This window comes from Agromyces sp. MMS24-K17, assembly GCF_043950245.1.
Lineage (GTDB): Bacteria > Actinomycetota > Actinomycetes > Actinomycetales > Microbacteriaceae > Agromyces.
Genome location: NZ_CP171640.1, coordinates 2211249 through 2235154, shown reverse-complemented (window position 1 = coordinate 2235154; position 23906 = coordinate 2211249). Strand labels below are relative to the sequence as shown.

The following is a 23906-nucleotide window of genomic DNA, read 5'->3' as shown; positions in this document are numbered from 1 at the left end:
CGATGAAGGCGTGTTGCGTTTGCGGCGGCGCGTGACGAGGTGCCTTGCGGACCGCCCGGACGCCCCGGAAGGTGGCCGTCATGACTCGACGACCCACCATCGCCGTCGCCCTCGACGGGGCCGGCTGGCACCCCGCCGCCTGGCGCGATCCGTCGGCCCGACCGGCCGAGCTGTCCACCGCCGGCTACTGGCGTTCGCTCGCGCAGCTCGCCGAGCGCGCCGACGTCGACCTGCTCACGATCGAGGACTCGCTCGGCCTGCAGACCCGGCCCTTCGGCGCGGACGACACCCGCACCGACGAGGTGCGCGGCCGGCTCGACGCCCTCCTCATCGCCTCGTTCGTCGCCCCGGCGACGAGCCGGATCGGCCTGGTGCCGACCGTGACCACGACCCACACCGAGCCGTTCCACGTCGCGACCGGGCTGCAGACCCTCGACTTCGCGAGCCGCGGTCGTGCCGGGTGGCGCCCCCAGGTGTCGAGCTCGCCGCACGAGGCGAAGCACTTCGGCCGCCGGGTCATCCCGCCGTTCGATGCCGAGGCCGTGCGCCGCGGCGACTCCGCGCTCGTCCGCGAGCTGTTCGGCGAGGCCACCGACGTCGTCGAGGTCGTGCGCCGGCTCTGGGACAGCTGGCAGGACGACGCGATCATCCGCGACGAGGCGACCGGCCGGTTCATCGACCGCGACCGCATCCACGGCGCCGAGTTCGAGGGCGAGTGGTTCTCGGTGACCGGCGCCTCGATCGTGCCTCGGTCGCCGCAGGGCCAGCCCCTGATCGCCGCCCTCGCGCACCAGACGATCCCCTACGAGTTCGCCGCGACGAGCGCCGACCTCGTGTTCGTCACCCCGCACGACGACGCGGGCGCCCGGTCGATCCTCGCCGAGGTCCGCGACGCCGAGGCGCGCACCGGACGCACCGGCCGCCCGCTCTCGATCATCGGCGACGTGCTCGTCGTGCTCGAGTCCACCGAGGCGGCCGCCCGTGCGGCGCTCGACCGCCTCGACGAGCAGCACGGCGCGCCCGTGGCATCCGACGCCCTCGTCTTCGCCGGCACGCCCGAGCAGCTGCTCGAGCTGATCGCCGCGTGGGGCGACGCCGGCTACGACGGCGTGCGGCTGCGCCCGGCGCGCCTGCCGCGCGACCTCGAGCAGATCGCCGACTGGGTGGTCCCCGGGCTCGACCGGCCGGATGCCCCGGGCCGCACGCTCCGCGAGCGCCTCGGCTTCGAACGCCCCACCAACCGCCACAGCCACGAGGAGGTCGCCGCATGACCACGCCGAAGCGCCAGGTGCACCTGGCCGCCCACTTCCCGGGCGTGAACAACACCACCATCTGGTCGGACCCGCTGCACCGCAGCCAGATCGACTTCCGCGCGTTCGAGCACTTCGCCCGCAACGCCGAGCGGGGCCGGTTCGACTACGTGTTCCTCGCCGAGGGCCTGCGCCTGCGCGAGCACAAGGGGCGCATCCACGACCTCGACGTCGTGGGCCGGCCCAACACCCTCGCCATCCTCGCCGCGATCGCCGCGGTCACCGAGCACGTCGGCGTCGTCGGCACGCTGAGCTCGACGTTCAACGAGCCCTACGAGCTCGCGCGCCAGCTCGCGACCCTCGACCACCTGTCGGGCGGCCGCGCCGGCTGGAACGTGGTCACCAGCTCCGACGCATTCCACGGCGCCAACTTCCGCCGCGGCGGGTTCCTCGACCACGGCGACCGGTACCACCGGGCGAACGAGTTCGTCGCGCTGGCGAAGGAGTTCTGGGACTCCTGGTCGGCCGACGCGATCGTGGCCGACCGCGAGAGCGGGCGCTTCCTCGCGGACGACGCGATCGAGACGGTGACGCACCGAGGCCCGCAGTTCGACGTGTCGGGCCGCTTCAACGTGCCGCGCAGCCCGCAGCGCTATCCCGTGATCGTGCAGGCCGGCGACTCGGCCGACGGCCGCGACTTCGCCTCCGAGCACGCCGAGGTGATCTTCTCCCGGCACAGCGAGTTCGAGGACGCGAAGTCGTTCTACGCCGACGTCAAGGGCCGGCTCGCCGGGTGGGGCCGCACCGAGGACTCGCTGAAGATCCTGCCCGCCGTGACGTTCTCGATCGGCGACACCGCCGCCGAGGCCGAGGAGCGCGCCCGCGAGACGGCGCTCGCGCAGGTCGGGCCGCAGACCGCGATCGCCGTGCTCGAGCAGGTGTGGGGCACCGACCTCTCCGACCGCGACCCCGACGGCCCGCTGCCCGACTTCGATCCCGACCCCGAGGGCGCCGTCGCGAAGGGCTGGGCCGCCCGGTTCCCCAACGCCCAGCAGGTCGCCACCGCGTGGCGCGAGCAGGCCGAGGCCGAGTCGCTCAGCATCCGCGAGCTCGTCATCCGCATCTCGGGGCGCCAGTCGTTCGTCGGCACCCCGTCGCACATCGCCGCCGAGATCGACCGGTACGTGCAGGAGCGCGCGACCGACGGCTTCGTCGTCGTCGGCACGACCTCGCCGCACGGGCTCGACGAGTTCGTCGACCGCGTCGTGCCCGAGCTGCAGGAGCGCGGCGTGTACCGCACCGAGTACGAGCCCGGCGCGACCCTGCGCCGGAACCTCGGGCTCCCCGAACCGCGCGACGCGGCCGACGCCGAGGGGGTGCGACGTGTCGGCTGAGCCGGGCGTGCGCGCGACGGGGCGGCGGGTGCCGCTGTCGATCCTCGACCTGGTGCCCGTCTCGGCCGGATCCGACTCGGGTGAGGCGCTGCGCCGCACGATCGACCTCGCCCGCCGTGCCGAGGAGTTCGGCTACGCCCGCTACTGGCTGGCCGAGCACCACCTGAACCCGGGCGTCGCGGGTTCGGCGCCGCACACCCTCCTCGGCATCCTCGCCGCGTCGACGTCGCGGATCCGGGTCGGCACTGCAGCTACGATCCTCGGCAACTACGAGCCGCTGCAGGTGGCGGAGGCGTTCGGCACGGTCGCGTCGATCTGGCCCGGCCGAGTCGACCTCGGGCTGGGCCGGTCGGGCTTCCCGCCGTCGGATGCCGCGGGCGGGCCGGGCGCCGCAGACGCCGCGGGCGTCGCGGCGGCTCCGGTCGCCACCCCCGCCACCGAGCCCCCGATCGGCGCACCGAACGCGATCGTCGACGGGCTGGTGATCCCGCCCGCGCGCCCCTTCCGGTTCGACCGGGCCCGCTTCGCGCTGCACGCGCGGCTCCTCGGGCGCACCGCCGGCGACGGCGGCCGGTTCGCCGACGACGTCGACGACCTGCGGGCGTTCCTCGCGGGCGGGTACGTCGGCGACGGCATCCCCGTGACGGTGCTGCCCGCCGAGGGCTCCGACGTGGAGCTCTGGGTGCACGGCTCCAGCGCGGGTGAGAGCGCCCGGCTCGCCGGCCGGCTCGGCCTCCGCTTCGGCGCCAACTACCACGTCGCCCCGGGCGGGGTGCTCGAGGCGCTCGCCGAGTACCGCACGCACTTCCAACCGTCGGCGGAGCTCGCCCGGCCGCACACGATCGTGTCGGTCGACGTCGTCGTCGGCGAGACCGACGACGAGGCGACGCGGCTCGCGGCCGGGTACGCCGAGTGGGTGCTGTCGATCCGCGAGGGTCGCGGCGCCGTGGCGTACCCGTCGCCGGAGGACGCGATCGGCCACGACCTGCTCGGCGACGCCGAGCGCGCCGCGGTGCAGGACCGCCTCGACACCCGGTTCGTCGGCTCCCCCGCGAAGGTCGTCGCGCAGCTCGAGACGCTGCAGCGCGTGACCGGCGCCGACGAGCTGCTGGTCACGACGATCACGCACGACCACGAGCGGCGCGTCGCGTCGTACCGGCTCCTGGCCGAGGCGTGGCGGGCGGATGCCACGCGCCACGCGGGGCCGACGGCGGATGCGTCGGACGCCTCGGATGCGTCGCGCGCCGCAGGCGTCGACGGCGAGTCCGGATCCGCGACCGCGCCCGTCACCGACGCCGCCGACGCGGCCCTCGCCCGGGCGTGACGCGGTGACCACGGCCGCCGCGCACGGCGTGCGCCTCGGGGCCGCCCCGACCACGCCGAGCTCCCGCTACCTCGATGAGCTCGCGCGGGATGCGGCGCGGAGGGCCTCGCTCGCCGCGCCCATCACGTCGGCGCACGCCGGCGCTCCCGCGGCGCTCCGGCGTGCGCTCGCCGAGTCGGTCGACGCGTCCGCGCCGGACCTCGCCCGGCTCGCCGCCCGCATCTTCGCCCTCGCCGAACCCGGGTTCGCCGAGACGGGGAGCGTCGCGGCGATCGTGGACGTGCTCGAGGGTGCCGGCGTACCCGTCGCGGTCGGCGTGCACGGCCTGCCGACGGCGTTCGTCGCCGATCTCCCGGGGAGCGACGCCGACGGCCCGACCGTCGCCCTCCTCGCCGAGTACGACGCGCTGCCCGGCATCGGGCACGCCTGCGGGCATCACCTCATCGCCGCGTCGGCGGTGGGCGCGTTCCTCGCGCTCGCCACCGCGCGCCGCGCCGATCCGGCGACCGTTCCGGGCCGGGTGCTGCTCATCGGCACGCCCGCCGAGGAGGGCGGCAACGGCAAGGAGCTCCTGGCGCGCGCCGGCGCGTTCGAAGGGGTCGACGCCGCGCTGATGGCGCATCCGTTCGACGCCGACGTGGCCGACCCGAGCTTCATCGGCCGGCGCATCGTGCGCGTGGCCTACCGGGGCGTGGCGGCGCACGCCGCCGCCGCGCCCTTCCAGGGGCGCAACGCGCTCGACGCGGTCGCGCTGAACTACCAGGCCGTCGGGCTGCTGCGCCAGCACCTCGTGCCCGGCGACCGCATCCACGGCGTCGTCGTCGACGGCGGCGACCGCCCGAACGTGGTGCCCGAGCACGCCGAGCTCGAGTACTACGTCCGCTCCGAGACGACCGAGAGCCTGAGCGAGCTGTCGGCGCGCGTCGACGACATCGCGCACGGCATCGCCCTCGCGACGGGCACCGGCGTCGAGGTGCGCTGGGATCCGCAGCCGTTCAGCCTGCCCATCCGGCACAACCGCCCGCTCGCGGAGCGCTGGGCACTCTCGCAGCGCGAGCGCGGCCGCACGGTGCGACGCGCCGCCGACCTGCCGACCGGCGCGAGCGCCTCGACCGACTTCGGCAACGTCAGCGTCCGCCTGCCGGGACTCCACCCGGTGGTCGCCGTGGCACCGCCGGGCATCGCCCTGCACACGCGCGAGTTCGCGGAGGCCGCCGGCTCCCCCGAAGCGATCGGCGCCGCCGCGGACGCCGCGTACGGGCTCGCGGCGACGGCGGCCGACCTGCTCGTCGACGCGGCGCTGCTCGCCGAGGTCCGCACGGCGTTCGCCGAGCAGGGCGGGCCGCTCGACGTCGAGGGCACCTTCGCGTGAGTCCGACCGCATGACGGGCGCGTCGACCGAGGCGGCCCGACTCGACGGCCGCGTGCTCGCGATCGGCGTCGCCACCGCGTTCACGACGCTGCTCGACCAGGCGGTGTTCTCGTACGCGGTGCCGGGGCTGCGGGACGACCTCGGCGCCGACCCGGCCCAGGTGCAGTGGCTGGTCGCCGGATACTCGCTCGCGTTCGGCCTGGCGCTCGTGCCGGGCGGGCGCATCGGCGACCTGTTCGGCCGGCGGGTGCCCTACCTCACCGGCCTCGCCCTGTTCGGCGTCGGCGGGGTGTTCGCGGCGACCGCCGGCGACCCGGTGCTCGTCATCGTCGCGCGGCTTGTGCAGGGGTTCGGCGCCGGCCTCGTGAACCCGCAGGTGCTCGGCTGGTTCCAGGACCGCTTCACGGGCGCGGCGCGGGCGAAGGCCATCGGTGCGTACACCACCGCCGGCTCGATCGCCGGGCTGACCGGACCGCTCCTCGCCGGCTGGGTGCTCGCCGCGAGCCCGCCCGACGCCGGGTGGCGGTTCGTGTTCCTGCTCTCCGCGCCGCTCGCCGTCGGGCTGCTCACGGTGGCCTGGGTCATCCTGCCCGCCCGCGGACGAGCGCCGGATCCCGGCGCGAAACGTCAGGGGGTGGATGCCCCGGGCCTGGCGCTCCTCGTGGCCGCGACGCTCTGCCTCATGCTGCCGACCACCGGCGGCACGCCGGGCGGGGCCTGGTGGCTCGTCGGCGCCGCGATCGCCGCGGTGGGCTTCATCCTCTGGGAGCGCCGTGCAGGGCGGACCGGTGGCGCCGTGCTCGACCGGTCGCTCGCCCGCTCGCGCGGGTTCCTGCTCGGCACCGGCGTCGCGACGCTGCTGTTCGGGTCGGGCCTCGGGATCGGCATCGTCACCACGCTGTTCCTCATCGACGGGCTCGGCTTCGACCCGTTCGCCGCCGCACTCCTGCTCGGTCCTCGTGCCATCGGCACGGCGATCGGGTCGGCGCAGAGCTGGCGCGTGGCCACCCGGGCCGGCCGGCGAGGGACCACGATCGTGCTCGCAGCGGGCGCCGTGGCGCTCGCGGTAGAGGCCGCGCTCGTCGCGACGGCGTCGATCCCGCTGGTGCTCCTCGCCCTGGTCGGCGTCGGCACGGTGCACGGCGTGCTCTCCGGCCTCGCGATCCCCGCGAACCAGACGCTGACTCTCGAGCACGCGCCGCCCGACCGCGCCGGCGTCGGCGCCGCGTTCATGCAACTCAGCCAGCGGCTCGCCGCGGCCGTCTGCCTCGCCGCCGGCACGGGGCTGCTCCTCTCGGCTGGGACCCCCGCCGAGGGGTTCGTGCGCGCCGCGATCGTGTTCGCGGTGGTCGCCGCGGCCGCCGCGGCGGTGTCGCTCGTCGACGTCGGGAGCCCCGGCCGCCTGGTGTCCGCGGCGCCGCCCGCAGCATCGCCTGCAGCGGCGCACGAAGCGCCGCCTGCGGGATCGTGCGCCGGGTCCTCGGCGCCCCGTTCCGGAGCCTCCGATGACGCCCCGTGACGCCCGCGCGACATGTGCCGTCACGACGTCCGCGGGGCCTGTGCGGCGTGCCAGCATGCCGGACATGACCGACACGCTCATCGACCTCGACCGCTCCGCCATCGACCGGGCCGCCTTCGCCCGCGAGTGGGAGGAATGGCACCGCGCCCACGAGACCGCCCGCGCCGACGGCCACGGCTTCCTCGCCGTGACGGGCCTGCACTGGCTCGACGGCACCCCGCAGCGCATCGACGGCGTGCCGGGCGCCTGGTCGACCGGCGAAGCCGGCCCGGTCGTCGACCTCGCCGAGGGCGAGCAGCTCGAGCTCGACGGCGAGGTGATCACGGGACGCCACGCGTTCGGCGTGCTCGCCGAGCGGTCGGGTCTCGACCTCCGGTCGGGACGCCTCGTGATCGAGCTCGCCAAGCGCGGGGGCAACGACATCGTCCGCCCGCGCGATCCCGAGTTCCCGTTCCTCACCCGGTACGCGGGCACCCCCACCTACGTGCCGAACCCGCGCTGGCTCGCGGCCGGCCGGTTCGTGCCGTTCGCCGAGCCGCGCGACGTGACCGTCGGGGCGGCCGTCGAGGGCCTCCAGCACGTGTACGCGTCGCCGGGGGAGGTCGAGTTCGTGCTCCGCGGCGAGACGTTCCGGCTCACGGCGTTCAATGGCAAGGCGCCCGGCAGCCTCTTCGTGCTCTTCACCGACGCGACCAGCGGCCTCACGACCTACGCGGCGAACCGCAGCCTCGCCATCGACGCCCCCGACGCGGACGGCCGGGTGGTGCTCGACTTCAACCGCGCGGTGAACCTGCCGTGCGCGTACACCGACTTCGCGACCTGCCCGCTGCCCCCGGCCGAGAACCGGCTGCCCGTCGGCATCGAGGCCGGCGAGAAGACCCCGATCGATCGACAGGCGGCCTGAACATGCGGTTCCAGCTCCTCGACATCGTCCCGTACGTCGAGAACCCCGTCACCGGGCGGCTCGTGAGCCCGGCCGAGCGGCTCGACCAGGTCGTCGAGCTCGCCCGCCGGGCCGAGCGCCTCGGCTTCGACGCGTTCTCCGTCGGCGAGCGTCACTCCGGCCGGTTCCTCTCGTCGTCGCCGACGGTGCTGCTCGGCGCGATCGCCGCGTCGACCTCGGCGATCCGGCTCAACTCGGGCGTCACCGTGCTGTCCGTGCTCGACCCCGTGCGGGTCGCCGAGGACTACGCCACCATCGACCAGCTCTCGCGCGGGCGTCTCGAGCTCACGATCGGCAAGGGCAACGAGGTCGCCCAGTTCCCGCTGTTCGGCCTGGAGATCGACGACCAGTGGGAGCTGCTCGCCGACAAGTACGCGCTGCTCCGCCGCCTCTGGCGCGAGACCGAGGTCGACTGGGACGCCACGCCGTACACGCGCGCGCAGCGCGGCACGACGACCCTGCCCCGCCCGTACGCCGGCGCGCCCCGCGTGTGGCACGGGTCGGCGACGACGCTGGCATCTGCGGCGCTGGCTGCGAGGTGGGGCGACCCGCTGTTCTCGGCGAACGCGATCCAGCCGCTGCGGAACTACGCGGTGCTCGTGCGCCACTACCGCGACGAGGTCGCCCGGCACGGACACGACCCGCGCTTCGCGTACGTGGGTGCCGGAGCCGGCGCGCTGTTCATCGCCGACACCACGCAGGAGGCGAAGCGGCTCTACGGCCCGGTCTACGAGGCGCTCGTCGCCGCGACGAACGTGCCGGGCAACAACTCGCCGTTCCGCGACATCGACCACGCCATCGCCGAGGGCCCGGCCCTCGTCGGCAGCCCGCAGCAGGTCGTCGACAAGATCGGGCGCTTTCACGAGGCGCTCGGCCACGACGTGCAGTCGGTGAGCCTGCCGACGACGCTGCCGATCGAGCAGCAGCACGAACAGCTCGAGCGGCTGGCCGGCGAGGTGTTCCCGGCCCTGCGGCGCGAGTTCCCCACCACGCTGTGGGGGCCGGGCGACCCCTACGCCGATCGCCCCGCGTTCGCCGGCGGCGCGCAGCCGGATGCCGCAGCCGCCGTCGAGGCCACCGGCCATGCCGCCCGGCCCGCGACCACGGCGGCGGCCCGATGACGGCATCGCCCTTGGTCGGCGTCCGCGCGGGGATCCGGCCGGCCCGCGCCGACGAGTCGCCGGCGGTCGCCGACCTCACCGAGCGGGCGTTCGCCGCCGGCGCGTACGGCCACCTCGCGGTGAGCCCCGAGCGGCGCGCGTTCGTGCGCGACGTCGCCGGCCGGGATGCCTCGGGCACGGTGCTCGTCGCGGAGGTCGACGGCCGACTCGTCGGCACCGTCAGCCTGGTGCGCGCGGGCACGCCGCAGGCGCGGCTCGCGACCGGCGACGAGGCCGAGCTCCGGCTCCTGGCCGTCGAGCCGGCCGTGCAGGGCGCCGGGCTCGGCCGGCGGCTCGCGCTCGCCGCGCAGGAGGAGGCGCACGCGTGGGGCGCGAGGGCCGTCGTGCTCGACACGGGAAGCCGGAACACCGCGGCGCAGCGGCTGTACGAGCGGTTGGGCTACCGGCGGTTCGCGGGCGCCGATGCTGTGGTTTCGACAGGCTCAACCACCGATGCGGGTTCGACCGGCTCAACCACCGGTGGCATCGAGCACGTCGCCTATCGCCTGCCGATCCGGCAGCGCGCCGACGTGGTCGTCCGCCTCGTCCGCGACGCGGAGGTCGAGGAGGCCGCCGCGCTCTCGCTCCGCGCGTACGAGCACGACTACGACCTGTCGGCCGAGTACCGCGCCTCGATCCTCGCCGTCGGCGAACGCGCCCGCGACCACCAGGTGTGGGTCGCACTCGACGCCGCGACCGGACGGCTGCTCGGCACCGTGGCGACGCCGCGGCGCGATGCGACCATCTCGCCGCTCGCCGAACCGGGCGAGCTCGACTTCCGGCTCCTCGGGGTCGACCCGGCCGCGCGCGGCCGCGGCATCGGCGCAGTGCTCACCGGGCATGTCATCGAGTTGGCGCGCCTGCGCGGCCTCGACCGGGTCGTGATGAACAGCGGACCGCAGATGACCGGGGCGCACCGTCTCTACGAGCGCCTCGGCTTCGCCAGGCTGCACGAACGCGAGCGCGAGATCGACGACGGCGGCCGCCGGTTCCGGCTGCTCGCCTTCAGCATCGACGTGCCCCGCGAGCCGATCGCGCTCGCCTCGTGACCGACCTCGACGTCGTCGTGGTCGGCGGCGGGGCGATGGGCTCGGCCGCGGCCTGGGAGCTCGCGAGCCGCGGCCGGCAGGTGACCCTGCTCGAGCGGTTCGCACCCGGCCACGTGCACGGCGCCTCGCACGGGGCATCCCGCAACTTCAACGTCGCGTACGCCGAGCCCGCCCACGTCGCCCTCCTCGTCGAGGCGGAGCTGCGCTGGCGCGAGCTGGAGCACGAGACCGGCGCGCGGCTGCTCGACCGGGTCGGCATCGTCAACCACGGCGACCACCCGCGGCTCGATGAGGTGCACGCGGCGCTCGGCGCCGCAGGCATCCCCAGCGCGTTCCTGCCACCCGAGGAGGCGGCGCGCCGCTGGCCGGGGCTGCGCTTCACCACGCGGGTGCTGCACACCCCGAGCGCCGGGCGGCTCCACGCGGATGCCTCGGTGCGCGCCCTGCAGCAGGCCGCCGCCGCGCGGGGCGCGGAGATCCGCCACGAGACGCCGGTGCGGGGCATCCGCGTGCTCGACGACGACCTCGTCGAGGTGACCACCGACGACGGGCCCATGACCGCCCGGCGCGTCGTCGTGGCCGCCGGCGCCTGGACCGCGAAGCTCCTCGGCGGCATCGTGCCGCTGCCGCCGCTGGTGGTCACGCAAGAGCAGCCCGCGCATTTCGCCGTGCTCGACGCGTCGTTCGAGTGGCCCGGGTTCAACCACCGGCCGGGACCCGGCGACGACTGGTGGTACTCGGGGGTCTACGGCATGGAGACGCCCGGCGAGGGCGTGAAGGCGGGCTGGCACGGCGTCGGCCCCGTGATCGACCCCGACGCGCGCGACTACGCCGCCGAGCCGGTGCAGCTCGCCGCGCTCCGCCGGTACGTGCGCGAGTGGATCCCCGGCGCCGACGCCGACCGGGCGGTCGCGATCAGCTGCACGTACACGACGACGCCCGACTCGGTGTTCCTCCTCGACGCGGTCGGCCCGGTCGTGGTGGGCGCGGGGTTCTCGGGGCACGGGTTCAAGTTCACGCCCGCGATCGGGCGCGTGCTCGCCGATCTCGCCGAGGGGCGCGCGGCACCGGAGGTGTTCCGGCTGGGGCGGTTCGCCCGGGTCTGATCCGGATGGGCCGGGTCGCACGCACCCGGCCCACCCGCGCTCCCCGGGGTCCGAGCGGTCACGCCGCCTGCCGGCGCACCTCCTCGACGAGGCTCCGCCGCACCCGGCGATCCTCCTCCGACTCGATGAGCCCGACCACGTGCAGCGTCTCGACCCCCACCCGCCGGTAGGCGTCGACGGCCTCGGCGACGCGGCCGACCGACCCCACCAGCAGCCCGTCGAACACCCGGTCGACGTATGCGGCGCCGGCGGCGCGCAGGTCGTGCTCCGACGCCAGGTCGCGCTCCCGCGCTCGCGCGAACTGCGCCGAGGCCGCGAGCACCTCCGCCGGCGTGCCGGCGACGACCTCGTGCGCCCGGGCACGGAGCTCGGCCGCACCGTCGACGGCTTCCCGATCGGTGTCGGCGACGTGCACGAAGAACTGCTTCCAGTAGCCGAGCCGGCGGCCGTGCGCGGCAGCCAGCCCGTCGACCTCGGCGACGACCGCGGCCGCCGCCTCCGGCGTCGGATAGGTGCCCGCGTACACGTCGGCGTATCGGGCGGCCAACGCCTTCGCCTCCGGTGACGACCCCCCGACGGAGATCGGCGGGCGGGGGGCCGCGGCCGGGCGGAAGCCGGTCCACGCGTCCTCGACCCGGTAGAACTCGCCTTCGTGGTCGAACGGCTCCTCGCTGACGAGCGCCCGGGTGAACACCTCGAGGTACTCCCCCGCCCGCCGGTAGCGCTCGCGCTTGCCGAGCCGGTCGCCGTCGCGGCGGACGTCCTCGTCGGACGACCCGATCACGATGTGCGCGCCCGCCCGGCCGCCCGACAGGCGGTCGAGCGTGGCGAACTGGCGTGCCGCGACAGTCGGCTCCGTGACGCCCGGCCGGTGCGCGAACGTGATGCCGATGCGCTCGGTCGCCGCCGCCGCCCAGGCGCCGACGAGGGCGGGATCGGCCCACGCGCTGTACAGGTGCACGAGTGCGCGGTCGTAGCCGTCGGCCTCATCGAGCCGGGCCTGCCAGGCGATGTGCGCCGGCTCGACCTCGCGTGCTCGCGGGTCGGGGGTGAAGTTGCGGGCGCGGCGCTCGGCCAGGTCGTCTCCGACGACCGGAGCGGAGAGCACGCCGCCGACGAGTTCGATGGGCATGGGGCGATCCTCATTTCGTGATTCAGGGGGAATGGTGCGGTCATCCGACCGACGACGGGACGATCCGCCCCGACCGGACCTCGAGGACCCGGGAGCAGAGCGCCTCGACCGCCGCCGGGTCGTGCGAGATGAACAGGATCGCCACGCCGGTCTCCCGCCGGAGGCGGTCCAGGAGGCGCAGGATCGCCGCCCGGTTGACGGAGTCCAGGGCCGAGACGGCCTCGTCGCAGACGAGGACGTCGGGCTCGGTCGCCAGCGCTCGGGCGAGGGCGAGCCGCTGCCGCTGGCCGCCCGAGAGCTGCGACGGCCGGCGATCCGCCAGGCCGGGCGGCAGTCCGACCCGGCCCAGCAGGTCGTCGCGACGGCCCGCCCGGTCGGCCCGCGGCGCGCCGGCCGCGGCCGACGCCTCGTCGAGGAGCCGGCGCACGGTCCACCGCGGGTCGAACGGGTCGACCGTGTCCTGGTGCACGAGCTGGATGCGGCTCCGGCGGGGCCGGCGCGCCGATTCCGGTAGCCCCGACCACGCACCGCCCAGCAGGCGCACCGCGCCCGCGTCGGGTTCGGCGTACCCGAGTGCGAGCCGGGCGATCGTGCTTTTGCCCGCACCCGACGGCCCGACGATGCCGACCGCCTCGCCGGCCGCGATCGAGAAGGCGAGGTCGACGACCCCGGCCGCGCCGCCGGGGTGCGCGAACGAGACGCCGTCGAATTCGAGCACCTTCGGGCCGGGAACGGGAGGTGCCGCGCGCCGGCGGACCGGCCGCACCGCGTCGGCCAGTGCCGCCGTCGCCGGATGCCCGGGCGCCAGGAGCAGGTCGCCGGCCGAGCCGGACTCCACGATGCGCCCGGCATCCATCACGACCACCCGGTCGGCGATCGCCTGGACGGCCGCGAGGTCGTGGGTGATGAGGAGGACCGCGCCGCCGGCATCCCGCCGCTCAGCGAGGAGCCGGAGGACGCCGTCGCGGGCCGCCAGGTCGAGCGATGCGCTCGGCTCGTCTGCGACGAGCACGGGCGGGTCCGCCGCGAGGGCCGACGCGATGAGCGCCCGCTGGCGCTGCCCGCCCGACAGTTCGTGGGGTCGGTCACCGAGCCTCGTCGCGAGTTCGCCCGCGTGCGCGGCGCCGAGCAGTCGCGTCGCGAGGGCGACCCGGTCGCGACGGGCGACCCGGCCGTGGGCCCGGGCCGAATCCACGATCTCCAGCCCGATCGGCCGCAACGGGTCGAGCGAGCTGAGGGCGTCCTGCAGGACGAAGCCGGCGAGGCGACCCCTGACCCGGTTCCAGTCGCGTTCGCGGATGGCCCGGACGTCGAGGCCGGCGAGCCGATGCTCGGCGGCGGTCACGGTCGCGTCCGCCTCCAGCAGGCCGAGCACGGCCTTCGCGAGCGTCGACTTGCCCGAGCCGGATGCCCCGACCACGGCCAGGCACTCGCCCGCGGCGACCGCCAGCGAGACGTCGGAGACCGCGTCCACGGCCGCGCCGCCGTATCGCACGCGCAGGTCGCGGACGACCAGGCCCGGGCCGGCCCGGTGGGCCGCGCCGGTCGCGTGGGCTACGCCGGTCGCGTGGACCGTGCCGGTCGCGTGGACTCGCGGCCGGCCGGGCATCCTGAGTCGGGCCAGGTCGCTCACCGCTCCACCTCCCCGCCGAGCCGTCGTTCGAGTGCCCGGCCGACGGCGGTCACCGCGAGCACGACGACCGTGATCGCCAGGCCCGGGAACAGGGCGACCCACCACGCCGCGCCGATGACGTTCCGGCCCTGCGCGAGCGTGAGCCCCCATTCCGCCGCGGGCGGGGCCGCGCCGAACCCGAGGAAGCTGAGGCCGGCCGCGATGATGATGTTCGTGCCGGCGCTGATCGTGGCGAGCACCACGACCGGGCCGACCGCGTTCGGCACGACGTGCCGGAGGGTCGCGACCACGGGACGCACCCCGAACCCCGTCGCGGCCTCGACGAACAACGACGTCTGCACGACGCGAGCCCGCGCCCGAAGCAGCCGGGCGAACCCGGGCGCCGATCCGACCCCGATCGCGACGGCCGCATTGACCGGGCCGGGACCGAGGACGGCGATCACGAGCAGCGCCAGCAGGATCTCGGGGAAGGCCAGGCCGACGTCGGTGACGCGCATGAGGAGGTCGTCGAGCCACCGCGGGCCGAGGAGCGCCGCCCCCGCGACGACGAGCCCGAGCAGGAGGCCGACGATCGTCGCCCCCACGCCGATGGCGAGGGACGGACCGGTGCCGTGCACGAGGCGGGCGAGCAGGTCGCGACCGAGCTCGTCGGTGCCGAGCACGTGCGTCGCGCTCGGGGGTCGGAGCACGGCGGCGAGGTCCGTGCGGGCCGGATCGACGGGGGTGAACACGCCGGGCGCGACCGCGGCGACGAGGAAGACGCCGAGCACGGCCACCGCCGTGACGGTGCCGATCCGCGTCGCGGGAACGAGCGCACCGGCGCGCGCTCGGTCGATCCCGGCGGTCACGGCGGTCACGCGGTCACCTCCTGGGCTGGTGCGAGGGGCCGGCCGTCCGGTCGGCGACGCCCGCCGTCGCGGTCACGGCGCAGCCGCGGGTCGACGATCGGGGCGAGCGCCTCGACGGCCGTGGTCGCGACGGCGAACGCGATGGCCGAGACCAGGACGATGCCGGTGATGACGGGCACGTCGCGCGTCACGACGGCATCGACGAGCGCCCGGCCGAGCCCGGCGCGGGCGAACACCGTCTCGACGAGCACGGCGCCGCCGACGAAGCCCGCGACCGCCCACCCGGCGAGGGTGGTCGCCGGGATGGCGGCGTGACGCAGGCCGTGCCGGGCGACCGCGCCGAACCGCGACCGTCCGCGCGCTCGGACGCTCAGCCAGAACGGGCGGCGCTCCGCGTCCTCGAGCGACCGGAGCATCACCTGGCCGAGCACGCAGCCGATGGGCAGCCCGAGGGTGATCGCCGGCAGCACGAGCGCCGAGGGCGACCCCGACCCGGTGGCCGGCAGGAGGCGGAGCTGGAACGAGAAGACGCTGAGCAGCAGCAGGCCGACCCAGAACGCGGGCGTCGAGCTGCCGACGAGTGCGATGGTCGAGACGACCCGGCGCCCGGCCGGCCGCGCGGCGCCGCCCGCGATCGTCAGCACGAGGGCGAGCACCGCCACCACGACCGAGGCGCCTGCGGCCAGCTCGAGCGTCGGCGGGAGCTTCTCGCCGATCACGTCGGCCACGGGCCGGCCGAGCCGATACGAACGGCCGAGGTCGAGCACCGCCAGCCGCGCGAGGAATCCGAGGTACCTGACGGGCAGCGGTTCGTCGAGCCCGAGCTGCTCGCGGATGGTCGCCCGGAGTTGCGGGGTCGCGCCGACGTTCGGTCCGAGCAGCGCGTCGACCGGGTCACCGGGCAGCAGTTCGAGCGCGAGGAAGGAGAGGGTGGCCGCCGCCCACGCGACGGCGACGAGCCCGGCGAGGCGCCGGCCGCCCCATGCGAGGAGGCGGCCGGCGCTCGTCAGTCGAGCGGTGTCCATGCGTCGTAGAGGCCGGGCAGCACGGCGGTGCCGTACGAGAGGCCCTGCACGCCGTCGGCGTGGGCGGTGAGCACGGGAGCGCCGTAGGCGGGGATCCCGTACACGCGATCGATGATCAGCTCCTGCGCCGACCGGTAGATCGGCTCACGGGCCGCCGGGTCGGTCTCGAGGATGCCGTCGGCCAGCAGCGCGTCGAGCTCCGGGTCGGTCGCGTGCGAGCCGTTCCCGCCGCCGTCGGCGAGTTGCTGGTCGGAGCCGTAGATGGTGCGCAGCACGTCGGGGTCGGCGCCCGACCAGGCGAAGGCGACCACGTCGTAGGCGCCGGTGTTGCGCACGTCGATGTAGGTGCCGTCGCCGATCGGCGTGATGACGAGCTCGATGCCGAGCGTTCGGAGCGCCTCCTGCACGGCGGTGTCGTACGTGATGCGCTCGGGCCGCTGGTAGGTCGGGTCGTAGATCAACTCGATGCTGAGCCGCTCGCCGTCCTTCTCGAGGTAGCCGTCGGCGTCGCGCTCGGTGTAGCCGAGTTCGGCGAGCAGGTCGGCTGCGCCATCGGGGTCGTAGTCCCAGGCGTCGCCGAGGTCCGGGTGCGCGGCGAACGTCGCCGGGTTGAGCGGGGCGGTCGCTGGCGCGTACGCGCCCTGGAAGATCGCCTCGGTGATCGCGTCGAAGTCGACGCCCTCCTGGATGGCCCGTCGGGCGCGTTCGTCGTCGAAGGGCGGGTGCGAGGTGTTCAGGAAGTAGGTGTACGGGATGCCGGTCGGGTCGGCGCTCTCCAGCACGATGCCGGGCGTCGCCTCGACCGTCGCGAGGTCGGTGGTCGCGACCTGGTCGATGAAGCCGACCTCTCCGCTGGTCAGCGCGCCGAGGCGCACCGAGCTCTCGGTGAGGAACCGGTAGTCGACCTCGGCGAGGTGCGCCGGCCCGTCGTGGGCGGCCCCGTCGGGCGCCCAGTCGTAGGCGTCGTTGCGGGTGAAGCGGAAGCCCTCGCCGTCCTGCACGGAGGCGAACTCGAACGGCCCGGTGCCGACCTGCGCCGGACCGCCCTGGCAGAGGTCGTCGCCGTACTCCGCGATGGAGGCGGGCGAGTGGAAGCCGAGGTTGGTGCTCGCGACCGCGGAGAGGAACGGGCTGTAGGGCGAGTCGAGGTGCACGGCGACCGCGTGGTCGTCGAGGATCTCGGTCTCGCGGTACGGGGCGATGAGGGCGCCCGCGTACTGCGATGCCGTGGCGGGATCGACGATGCGGTCGAGGTTGGCCTTCACGGCCTCGGCGTCGAACGGAGTGCCGTCGTGGAACGTCACGTCGTCGCGGAGCTCGAAGGTGTAGGTCAACCCGTCGTCGGAGACCTCCCACGACGAGGCGAGCCACGGCGAGAAGCTGCCGTCGGGGTTCTGTGCGACGAGCGAGTCGTAGACGTTCCGCAGGACGGCGGCGGTGATGCCGGCAGGGCTGACCTGGGGGTCGAAGCAGTCGATGACGGTGCCGAGGCCGATGGCGAGCGAGCCGCCGTCGACGGGGTCGCCGCCGGCGGCGGCGCCCTCGGTCGGCGTCGCGCACGAGGTCGCGGCGAGGGCGCACGCGGCGGCGAGCGCGACGGCGGCGGCGCGGCGGACGATTCGCCCGGGCGGGCGGGCGGATGGAGCGGGCATGGGGGTCCTCTCGAACGGGGGCGCGTACGAGGTCCCAGTCTTCGGCGGGTGCTCCGGGGCAGCCAGTTCCCGGTTCATACGGTGATCCGCGGTCACAGGCTGGGCGCGTGCGCCCGGCCGCCGTGCCACCCGATCAGGAGGCCTCGACGAGCTGCGGAGCGGTCCGGATGCGGTCCCGGTACGGCACGACGTCGCGCGGCCCGCCGGTCGCCCGGCCGGTGAGCAGCGCCCGGTCGCGCGGCGTCCGGCCGCGCTGCAGGACGACGAGCTCGCCGCCGCCGAGTCGCAGGGCCGACTGCCAGGCGGTCGCGGAGTCTCCGCCGACGCGATAGGTCACGTCGTGGTCGGTCAGCACGTCCATGCTCTGGCAGACCCACCAGTCGGCCAGGTCGGGCGCGACCTCGTGCAGCGTCGCGTAGAGCCGTCGGAGGCGAGGATGCCCCTGGTGCACGGCGGTCTGCGAGCGGAAATGCCCGAGGTGGCGGCGGAGCACGTCGAGCCGCTCCGCCCCGAGCAGCGCCTCGGAGCGCCGGGGGTCGGCCAGCAGCAGGACGAGGTTCCGCTCGTCGACCGGCAGGCCGAGCGGGTCGCCCCAGAGTCCCGTGAAGGCGCGGTTCCAGGCGAGCAGGTCGAACCAGCCGTCGACGGCGAAGGCGGGTCCGTGCTGCCAGTCCTCGACGATGAACGCGAGCGCAGCGGCATCCGCCTCGGTCCTGGGCGGGGTCGCCGGGGTGGCGTAGCCGCCGAGCGACAGCAGGTAGTCGAACGCCCCGTCGGACAGTTGGAGGGCGCGCCCGATCGAGGCGAGCACCTGGCGCGAGGCGCTGACGCGCCCCTGTTCGAGCCAGGTGTACCAGGCGACGCCGACGCCGGCGACGGTCGCGACCTCCTCGCGGCGGAGCCCGGGCGTGCGGCGGCGCGACGTCGTCGGCAGCCCGACGCGCTCGGGCGGGGTGTGCTCCCGGTGGGCCCTGAGGAACTCGCCGAGCGCCCGGGCCTCGGGCGAGATGCGGTCGGTGGCGGTGAGGGTCATGGGGTCCTTCCGTTCCTGGGACGCCGACGGCGGATGCCCCACGGCCGGGTCGGCCGCGAGGCATCCGCCTGCGCACGGGTCGTGACGTGCCCTACGGGCGCGGCAGGCCCGGCGGGTTGATCTCGGAGGTCTCGACGGCCTCCGAGGTGAGCGCCCAGCGCTCGAGCACCTCGGCGTAGGTGCCGTCGTCGATGATCGACTGGAGCACGAGCTGCACGGGCTCGATGAGGCCGTTGCCCTTGGCGGTGCCGGCGGCGATCGGCGCGGTCTCGGGCCAGCCGCCGTTCAGGGTGCCGACGAGCTTGGTCTCGCCGGTCGTCGCAGCCTTGTACGCGGCGGTCGCGTTCGGGCCGAAGCTCGCGTCGGCGCGGCCGGACGTGAGGGCGAGGTCGCCCGCGGCCTGGTCGTCGAAGTAGAGGAGTTCGGCCGGCTTCTCGCCGTCGGCCTCGAGCTCCTCGTTCCAGGCGAGGAGGATCTTCTCCTGGTTCGTGCCCGAGCCGACGACGATCTTCAGGCCCGAGATGTCCGCTGCCCCGTCGATCTTCGCGATGTCGCTGTCGGCGCGGACGTAGAAGCCGAGCAGGTCCTCGCGGTAGCTCGCGAAGTCGTAGAGGTCCTTGCGCTCCTCGGTGACGGTCACGTTGGAGGCGATGAGGTCGTACTTGCCCGACTGGATGCCGAGGGGCCAGTCGGCCCAGTTCACGGCGACGGGGTTGTACTCGAGGCCGAGGCCGTCGGCGATGAGCGAGCCGAAGTCCGCCTCGGTGCCGATGACGGTGGCGTCGTCGTCGGACGCGAGCACGCCGAGCGGCGCGGCGAACGGCGAGATCGCCACGGTCAGCTTGCCGGCCTCGATCGGCTGGAAGCCGCTGGCCTCGAGGGCCTCCACGGCGGCCGCGACGGGCTCGATCGTGGGTCGGTCCGCCGCGTTCTGCGAGGTGAGGTCGAACTGCGTGGCTGCTGCGACCTGCTCCTCGGTGCCGGATGCCTCGCTGTCGGCCGCGGCCGAGTCGCCCGATGAGCCGACGGCCCACCAGATGCCGCCGCCGACGAGGGCGAGTGCCGCGACGCCCGCGACGATCACCCCGACCTGCTTCTTGTTGATTGCCATGAGGGACTCTCCTGTGGTGTGTTGCGTCGATGTGTTCGTGTCCGAGCACCGGGTCGGTGTCTCGGATCACCCGGTGCCGCATGGCGGTGCGGCGCCGGGTACGCTCCTCGCGAGCGTGTGGTGCGCCGGTGCTAGAGCACCTTCGCGAGGAAGTCTCTGGTGCGCGGCTGCTTCGGGTTGAGCAGCACCTGCGCGGGCGTGCCCTGCTCGACGATCTCGCCGTGGTCGAGGAAGACGACGCGGTCGGCGACCTCGCGGGCGAAGCCGATCTCGTGGGTGACGACCACGAGCGTGGTGCCGTCGCGGGCGAGGCCGCGGATGACGTCGAGCACCTCGCCGACGAGCTCCGGGTCGAGCGCGCTGGTCGGCTCGTCGAAGAGCAGCACCTTCGGCGAGAGGGCGAGCGCGCGCGCGATGGCGACGCGCTGCTGCTGGCCGCCGGAGAGCTGGCGCGGGTAGTGGTCGGCCTTGTCGGCGAGGCCGACGCGGGCGAGCAGGGCCTTCGCGAGCTCGCGCGCCTCGGCCCTGCCCTGGCGGCGGAGCGCGATGGGCGCCTCGACGATGTTCTCGAGGGCGGTGAGGTGCGGGAAGAGGTTGAAGTTCTGGAACACCAGCCCGACCTGGGTGCGGCGGCGCAGGATCTCGGCCTCGCGCAGCTCGTGCAGCCGGTCGCCCTTCAGCTCGTACCCGATGTACTGGCCGTCGACCGTGATCGAGCCGCGGTCGACGGTCTCGAGGTGGTTGATCGTGCGCAGCAGGGTCGACTTGCCCGAGCCCGACGGGCCGATGAGTACGACGACCTCCCCTGGCTCGATGGCGAGCGACACGTCGCGCAGCACGGTGTGCGGTCCGTACGACTTCGAGACGTCGGTGATCTCGACGCGGCCGACGGTGGCGGTCCGCCGCGTGGGCACGAACTGCTCGTCGAACGACGGGGCGAGGGTCGGCGCGGCCGCCTGGACGCTGGTCTGGGCGCTCATGCGGCACCTCCGGTTCGGGTCTGGTCGGACTGGCGGCTCGACGCACCCGCGACGACGGGTCGGGGCGGGCCCGAGGGCCCGGGCGGGGCATCCGACGGGCCGTCGTCGCCCAGGCGACGCCACTGCTCCGCGATCCACCGGCGCGACCGCTGGAGCGGCGTCGGCGGCAGCTCGCGCAGCGCGCCGCGCGCGAAGCGGCGCTCGACGTAGTACTGGGCGATCGACAGGACCGTCGTGATGATCGCGTACCAGACGACCGCGACGAGCAGCAGCGGGATGACCCGCTGGTTGCGGTTGTAGATCACCTGGACGGTGTAGAACAGCTCAGGCAGCGCGACGATGAACACCACCGAGGTGCCCTTCACGAGGCCGATGATCTCATTGAACGCGTTCGGCACGATCGCGCGCGCCGCCTGCGGCAGCGTCACGCGGAAGAAGCGGATGCGTCGGGGCAGGCCGAGCGCCGCGGCCGCCTCGAGCTGGCCCTGGTCGACCGAGAGGATGCCGGCCCGGATGATCTCGGCCGAGTACGCCGCCTGGTGCAGCGACAGGCCGATCGTCGCCGCCGCGAAGGCGCTGAGCAGCGTCGTGGTCGGGAACTCGACGAGCCAGAAGTCGGTCGTGAACGGGGTGCCGAGCCCGAGCGTCGGGTAGAGGTAGCCGAGGTTGTACCAGACGAGGATCTGCACGACGAGCGGCACGGACCGGAAGAACCAGATGTACCACCACGCCGCGGCGTTCAGCAGCGGCGACTTCGACAGGCGGAACACCGCGAGCACCGCGCCGAGGGCGAACCCGATGACGCCGGAGATGACGGTGAGCTGCAGCGTGAGCACGAGCGACTGGAGCACCGAGGGCGCCAGGAAGTACTCGGCGAAGACGTCCCACTGCCACTTCGGGTTCGAGGCGAGCGACCAGAGGAACTGCAGGATCACGAACGCGACGAGCACCGAGGCGACCCAGCGGCCCCAGTGCTTGACCGGGACGACCTTCGTGCCGTGCGGCGCGTCGGCGCCGGGCGCCGGCGGAACGCCGCCGGCGGCGGGGCGTTCCGGGCTGGCTTCCGGGCCGGTCGCGGCGGCGGCCGCTGCCGTCGGGCTCGCGACCTGTCCAGCGACCGCCGCGGCTTCGGCGGAAGCGACCACGTCGGCGCCTGCCGCCCGGCTCACGCCGGAACCCCCTCGGTCACGAGCGACTTCGTGAACGCGTGCGCGTCGAGCACCTCGCCGTAGTGGGCGGGGTCGAACTGCGGCGTGTAGCCGAGGGCCAGGTACAGCCGCACCGCCTCGGGCTGGCGCGGCCCGGTGGTCAGGTAGACGTCGGTGTAGCCGCGGCGAAGGGCCTCGGCCTCGAGCTCGGCGACCACGATCCGGGCGAGGCCCTCGCCCCGCCGGTCGGCGCGCGTCCAGATGCGCTTCAGCTCGGCGGTCGTCTGGTCGTAGCGCTTGAACGCGCCGCCCGAGACGGGTTCGCCGGCGTCGAGGAGCACGACGAACGCGCCGAACGGCGGTGCGAACTCGGCCGTCGGGTAGCGCTCGAGCTCGGCGCTCGCGGGTTCGCCGAAGATGTCGCCGTAGCGCTCGTCGTACTCGCGGGCGAGGTCGGCGATGAGCGGCTTGGCGAGGGCGTCGTCGGGGTCGACGAACCGCACGTCGAGTGCAGGCATCGCGTGCTCCTCTCAGGTCGGTGTGGCCGCCGCGGGCGGGTCGCCGCGGTGGTCGGACCGACGATATGGAGGCGTTCGCGGGGCCTGCAATCGGGCACTTCACGCGAAGAGAGAATTCGTCATGGCGTGTCGCCGCATGTGCTCGCGAGTCGTCGGAGGGGTATTCCCTCGTGACGTCCGGTGACCTCGCATGACCACCCGGCGTCAGGAGCGTGCGCGGATCAGCGTTCGGCTCGGCGTCTCGCCGAACAGCTCCCGGTACCCGCCCGCGAATCGGCCCTGGTGCGTGAATCCCCACGCAGCGGCCACGGAGGCCACCGTCACATCGTCTGCCGGGTCGAGGAGCGCGCGACGCGCTCCGTTCAACCGCACCGCGCGCAGCCGCTCGAGCGGCGTCGTGTCGAGGTGCCGGCGGAATGCGGCCTGCAACCCCCGCGTCGAGAGACGCCCCGCGTCGGCGATGTCGCCGATCGTGATGGGTTCCGGCGCATGGTCGTCGATGTACGCCAGCGCCCGGTGCACGCTGTCGGGCATCGCCCCTCGGCCGTCGACCGGCCGGTGCGCGCCGTCGGGGAAGAACGAGGCGAGCATCATGGTCACGCACAGCTCCTCGGTCGTCGCCCGGATGAGGTCGTTGTCGAACGCGTCCGTACGGAAGAAGCCGTCGGCGAGGTAGTCGAGGAACCGGTCCCAGCGGGCGGCGAGCTCCGGCGACGGAGCCTGGACGAGGTGGCCGTACGCCGGGCCGCCGTCGGAGCGCACCCGCCGCGAGACGAACCGGCGGTACACGTCCATCGGCACCAGCAGCGCGTCGACGTCGCTGCGCTGCCAGGAGGAGGTGACGGGCCCCTCAGGCGCGAGCACGACGGGGCGCTCGGTGACGACCGCACGGCGTCCACTGGTCACCTCCAGCGGACGCTCGCGCGTACGGAGCACCAGCATCCCGCCGGTATCGTCCACGGTCGCGGTCGAGGGGAGTGCGAAGTGCATGCGGGTCAGGTTGAACGCGTGGTCGCCGTCGAAGCGCTGCTCCATGATGAACGGCTCGTCGCCGGGCCGGCGTCCGAACCGGACGGATGGGTAGGCGAGCCGGAGCTGCGCCTCGGCGGCGTCGACGTCGATCGTCGTGAAGCGCAGGTGGATCCCGGCCACGACGACCTCCTCTCCGCGGTCCCCTGAGATCCATGATCCGGATTCCGCACTCCGGTGTTCGCAAATCGCACCAACTGTCCCTCATTCGGGGGCGACGCCGGGAAACGGGGATACCGTCGCCGCAGAGGGGCTGTTCGGATACCGCACCCGATCCCGGGGGTGAGCCAACGATCCTTGTGAGGATCGGAGACGATGACATGGGTGCACTGCATCTGGAGGGCGTGGGCGCCGTCAGCGTCGAGGACGAGCTGCTCGACCACGTCTTCACTGTGATGATCGCCAAGCTTCGGCGCCACGAGCCGGTCGTGCTCACCTGGTCGGACGAGTACGGGCAGGAGCAGCGCGTGTTCGTGACACCGGTCACCTTCGTCCGTGCCGAGTTCGACACCGGCGCGCGTATCGCTCGCGACAAGGTGTGGCTCGATCGCCTCATGATGGCCGCCAACAGCCAGGGCGGGCTGTCGCTCACTTCCGCGGTCCTCGACCGCGCGGGCACGCGGATCCCCACAGCCCATCTGCCGGTCGCTTCGCGGCCGCCGGCCGCCTGAGCACGCGTC

General features: G+C 74.5%; 21 protein-coding genes. 10 read left to right on the top strand and 11 right to left on the bottom strand.

The window, feature by feature from the left end; all coding sequences use genetic code 11:
• Positions 1 to 80 precede the first annotated feature (80 nt).
• The 9 genes from ACGGZK_RS10205 (at position 81) to ACGGZK_RS10165 (ending at position 11117) form a co-directional block, all read left to right on the top strand.
• Complete coding sequence (locus tag ACGGZK_RS10205) at positions 81 to 1271, top strand: LLM class flavin-dependent oxidoreductase (protein WP_395242556.1); 1191 nt, start codon at positions 81 to 83, stop codon at positions 1269 to 1271.
• Positions 1268 to 2644: an NtaA/DmoA family FMN-dependent monooxygenase gene (locus tag ACGGZK_RS10200; protein ID WP_395242555.1), complete on the top strand. Its 1377-nt coding sequence runs from the start codon at positions 1268 to 1270 to the stop codon at positions 2642 to 2644. The genes ACGGZK_RS10205 and ACGGZK_RS10200 overlap by 4 nt, the downstream gene beginning before the upstream one ends.
• Positions 2634 to 3968: an LLM class flavin-dependent oxidoreductase gene (locus tag ACGGZK_RS10195; RefSeq protein WP_395242554.1), complete on the top strand. Its 1335-nt coding sequence runs from the start codon at positions 2634 to 2636 to the stop codon at positions 3966 to 3968. The genes ACGGZK_RS10200 and ACGGZK_RS10195 overlap by 11 nt, the downstream gene beginning before the upstream one ends.
• A gap of 4 nt (positions 3969 to 3972) precedes the next feature.
• Positions 3973 to 5340 (top strand): M20 family metallopeptidase, encoded by a 1368-nt coding sequence (locus tag ACGGZK_RS10190; protein WP_395242553.1) that lies wholly within the window; start codon positions 3973 to 3975, stop codon positions 5338 to 5340.
• Between the two features lie 10 nt (positions 5341 to 5350).
• Positions 5351 to 6859 carry an MFS transporter gene (locus ACGGZK_RS10185; RefSeq protein WP_395242552.1) on the top strand — a complete coding sequence of 503 codons (1509 nt, stop codon included), beginning with the start codon at positions 5351 to 5353 and terminating at the stop codon, positions 6857 to 6859.
• A 64-nt stretch (positions 6860 to 6923) separates the two neighbouring features.
• Entirely contained in the window at positions 6924 to 7763 is an 840-nt protein-coding gene (locus ACGGZK_RS10180) for a DUF1684 domain-containing protein (RefSeq protein WP_395242551.1), read from the top strand.
• A 2-nt stretch (positions 7764 to 7765) separates the two neighbouring features.
• Complete coding sequence (locus ACGGZK_RS10175) at positions 7766 to 8923, top strand: LLM class flavin-dependent oxidoreductase (protein WP_395242550.1); 1158 nt, start codon at positions 7766 to 7768, stop codon at positions 8921 to 8923.
• Complete coding sequence (locus ACGGZK_RS10170; RefSeq protein ID WP_395242549.1) at positions 8920 to 10011, top strand: GNAT family N-acetyltransferase; 1092 nt, start codon at positions 8920 to 8922, stop codon at positions 10009 to 10011. The genes ACGGZK_RS10175 and ACGGZK_RS10170 overlap by 4 nt, the downstream gene beginning before the upstream one ends.
• The gene (locus tag ACGGZK_RS10165) at positions 10008 to 11117 is read left to right on the top strand and encodes an FAD-dependent oxidoreductase (protein WP_395242548.1); all 1110 of its coding nucleotides are present in this window, start codon (positions 10008 to 10010) and stop codon (positions 11115 to 11117) included. Before ACGGZK_RS10170 ends, ACGGZK_RS10165 begins: the two co-directional genes overlap by 4 nt.
• Before the next feature lie 58 nt (positions 11118 to 11175).
• Here the strand turns inward: ACGGZK_RS10165 and ACGGZK_RS10160 are convergent, their stop codons facing one another.
• The 11 genes from ACGGZK_RS10160 to ACGGZK_RS10110 form a co-directional block, all read right to left on the bottom strand.
• Positions 11176 to 12249 carry an LLM class flavin-dependent oxidoreductase gene (locus tag ACGGZK_RS10160; RefSeq protein ID WP_395242547.1) on the bottom strand — a complete coding sequence of 358 codons (1074 nt, stop codon included), beginning with the start codon at positions 12247 to 12249 and terminating at the stop codon, positions 11176 to 11178.
• 40 nt (positions 12250 to 12289) lie between these two features.
• Complete coding sequence (locus ACGGZK_RS10155; RefSeq protein WP_395242546.1) at positions 12290 to 13882, bottom strand: ABC transporter ATP-binding protein; 1593 nt, start codon at positions 13880 to 13882, stop codon at positions 12290 to 12292.
• Positions 13879 to 14739, bottom strand: a complete 861-nt coding sequence (locus ACGGZK_RS10150) for an ABC transporter permease (protein WP_395242545.1) — start codon at positions 14737 to 14739, stop codon at positions 13879 to 13881. Before ACGGZK_RS10150 ends, ACGGZK_RS10155 begins: the two co-directional genes overlap by 4 nt.
• On the bottom strand, positions 14736 to 15755 hold the full coding sequence (locus ACGGZK_RS10145) for an ABC transporter permease (RefSeq protein ID WP_395242544.1): 1020 nt from the start codon (positions 15753 to 15755) through the stop codon (positions 14736 to 14738). Before ACGGZK_RS10145 ends, ACGGZK_RS10150 begins: the two co-directional genes overlap by 4 nt.
• Positions 15737 to 17407: an ABC transporter substrate-binding protein gene (locus tag ACGGZK_RS10140; protein ID WP_395242543.1), complete on the bottom strand. Its 1671-nt coding sequence runs from the start codon at positions 17405 to 17407 to the stop codon at positions 15737 to 15739. The genes ACGGZK_RS10145 and ACGGZK_RS10140 overlap by 19 nt, the downstream gene beginning before the upstream one ends.
• Positions 17408 to 17540: 133 nt before the next feature.
• Positions 17541 to 18440 carry a helix-turn-helix domain-containing protein gene (locus ACGGZK_RS10135; protein ID WP_395242542.1) on the bottom strand — a complete coding sequence of 300 codons (900 nt, stop codon included), beginning with the start codon at positions 18438 to 18440 and terminating at the stop codon, positions 17541 to 17543.
• Between the two features lie 91 nt (positions 18441 to 18531).
• Positions 18532 to 19551 (bottom strand): transporter substrate-binding domain-containing protein, encoded by a 1020-nt coding sequence (locus tag ACGGZK_RS10130; protein ID WP_395242541.1) that lies wholly within the window; start codon positions 19549 to 19551, stop codon positions 18532 to 18534.
• 131 nt (positions 19552 to 19682) lie between these two features.
• On the bottom strand, positions 19683 to 20531 hold the full coding sequence (locus tag ACGGZK_RS10125) for an amino acid ABC transporter ATP-binding protein (RefSeq protein WP_395242540.1): 849 nt from the start codon (positions 20529 to 20531) through the stop codon (positions 19683 to 19685).
• Complete coding sequence (locus ACGGZK_RS10120; protein WP_395242539.1) at positions 20528 to 21700, bottom strand: amino acid ABC transporter permease; 1173 nt, start codon at positions 21698 to 21700, stop codon at positions 20528 to 20530. Before ACGGZK_RS10120 ends, ACGGZK_RS10125 begins: the two co-directional genes overlap by 4 nt.
• Entirely contained in the window at positions 21697 to 22197 is a 501-nt protein-coding gene (locus ACGGZK_RS10115) for a GNAT family N-acetyltransferase (RefSeq protein WP_395242538.1), read from the bottom strand. Before ACGGZK_RS10115 ends, ACGGZK_RS10120 begins: the two co-directional genes overlap by 4 nt.
• A 204-nt stretch (positions 22198 to 22401) precedes the next feature.
• Positions 22402 to 23349: a helix-turn-helix transcriptional regulator gene (locus ACGGZK_RS10110; RefSeq protein WP_395242537.1), complete on the bottom strand. Its 948-nt coding sequence runs from the start codon at positions 23347 to 23349 to the stop codon at positions 22402 to 22404.
• A gap of 197 nt (positions 23350 to 23546) precedes the next feature.
• Between ACGGZK_RS10110 and ACGGZK_RS10105 the strand changes: the two genes are divergently transcribed.
• Positions 23547 to 23897 (top strand): hypothetical protein, encoded by a 351-nt coding sequence (locus ACGGZK_RS10105; protein WP_395242536.1) that lies wholly within the window; start codon positions 23547 to 23549, stop codon positions 23895 to 23897.
• Positions 23898 to 23906 lie beyond the last annotated feature (9 nt).